Source organism: Brevundimonas sp. GN22 (genome assembly GCF_054824005.1).
Window position 1 is genome coordinate 1 of the sequence record NZ_JSYD01000078.1, and the last position, 2,012, is coordinate 2,012.

Annotated in this window: 2 protein-coding genes; both read right to left on the reverse strand. The window is 59.8% G+C overall.

The features are described from left to right. Positions 1 to 48: 48 nt before the first annotated feature. Positions 49 to 840: a site-specific integrase gene (locus OB03_RS11400; RefSeq protein WP_461344200.1), complete on the reverse strand. Its 792-nt coding sequence runs from the start codon at positions 838 to 840 to the stop codon at positions 49 to 51. Between the two features lie 544 nt (positions 841 to 1,384). Next, positions 1,385 to 1,897, reverse strand: coding sequence for a MerR family transcriptional regulator (locus OB03_RS11405; protein WP_461344201.1), 513 nt, complete (start codon positions 1,895 to 1,897; stop codon positions 1,385 to 1,387). Positions 1,898 to 2,012: the final 115 nt, after the last annotated feature.

The window sequence follows — 2,012 nt, forward strand, 5'->3', positions numbered from 1 at the left end:
GTTCAATCCCTGTCGCGTCCACCATTCTCTTCAAATACTTAGGCATATCTAGGCGCTTTCCTTGCGTGGTTGGCCCATGTTTCGCCCGCGAAACGCAGCGCGCGCCGCGGGCAGATAGTCGGGCGAATGGTGCCCGTAAACTTCGCGAATGATCTTTTCGGATGTGCCCGTGTATCCGGCGACCTCCCAAGTGTTCACGCCGTTCTGAAGCATCCACGTGATGCAGGTGTGCTTGAGAGTGTGCGGGGTCACATCAGAGCCCAACTTCGCCCTCTCTCTTGCTCTGGCCCACCCTGTTTTCTGACGCTGCGTTAGCCTACCGTCATACTCACAAGGGCCATGGAGGGTGATTTCCCTCCAACGCCTCAGGTGAGGCGCGAGGCGGTCTGGGATGGGGGCAGGCGTTCTCTTCTTGCGGCTATCGGCTTCACCAGCGCCGCGGCGATAGAAAACGCCTTCGTCCAGATCAAACCACCCGCCCTCGCTGTTCACGCCCCACCGCATCTGGAGCACTGCCTCGTGGCGCGTGCCGGTGTAGAGCGCGATGAGAATGAAGCGGGCGACGTGGTAGGACGGCGGACCGACACGCTTCCAACCGTGCCCTCTGCCTTGGCTGTCAACGCGAGCAGGGGAGAACCCAAGAGCGCCAGCTACCAGCCTTGCAGCCTCAGGGCGCGTCAGCCATCGCTCGCGGCGAGGTGCCTTGGCGGGCAGGTCCACAAAGACGGGCTTGCTGATCTTGCGGGCCTTGTACGCATGGTTGAGCGCTGCCGACAGCGTTTCAAGCTCTCGCCTGGCCGTTCCCTGAGCCACCGGCTTGCGGCCATTCAGGCCTGCCATTCGTGCGCGAGTGTATCCGGTGCACGTGCTGGCCGTGATATCCCAACACATATGATCCCCCCAAAAGTCGAGGAGGGGAGGGACGTGGTACCCCACTAACTCAGGGTGTGCATGACTGGGCGCAACTTCTTCGACGTACAGGCTCAGAACGTCTGCGACCGGGATGTGAGCGGGATCACCGTCCCCCCAGTTCTGGGTGTGCTTTTGCGCGAGGTAGTCCGCGAAGGCTTTTTCAGCCTCTCTGACGCTGCCAGGGCCGCAGCCCGTGCTGATCTCGTGTCCACGGTCGAGGATGACGTAAGTGGCCTCTCGACCCTTGCGCTCTCTGAGGTAGAGGCGGGGTGGCTTGGCTGAGCGCGGCATTGGTCGGTCATCCTTTCGATAGCCTCACGCGTGGTGTGCAGCTTGTTGGCGAACTTCCACCCCTCGAGGTTTCCAAGAGCGATTTGCTTGCGAAGCCATTTGGCGCTGACCTCTCCACTGGGAAAGGCATGGCGGGCAGCTTCATCTAGACGTAAATACGTAGAGGCCACCGGCTCGCTCATCAGCCTGCCTCTCGGTCAAGCGCGGCCACCAGCTTTTTGTAGGTAACATCGACGACGTGAAACGATATCGTGGCGTCTTTTCCTAGCTCAGACCATGCGTCGTGGAGAATGCTGGTTCTATCGCCGTGAACATTCCATGGCATAACTTCTGCTCGGTCCTTGCTGAACACCAGGAGTGTCGTAAAGGGGCCGGGGTAGAGTTCTCCGGGCTCTCTAGCTGGACGAGGCGTGCCGTCGCTTAGTGGCAAGGGGATATGTTCTCCGACGTGGGCAAATGCGGCTCCTGCCTGAAAGGCGACGGCTGCCTCAAACCCGCTTTTCATAATTTCGGATGCGAGTGCGATTTCCATCAGGTTGAAGAACGTAAACTTGCGCCGCGCGCCAGTTCCCGGGGACTGATCGCGCTGTCCGACAATCAGCCCCCGGTGGAGCCACGCTTGAAGTGTGGGAGCCTTGATGCCGAGAAGGTTCACCACTTGGGAGGTCGTAAAGGTGTGGTTGGCGTATTGCATGCGGCGACCATCACACACACCCGTCCCAGCGTCAAGTATGCAGTGTGCATATTATATATTAGCCCCGAGCACATCGCGGATTAGTGACAGGGCGCAAGCATCTGACCAGTCGTGA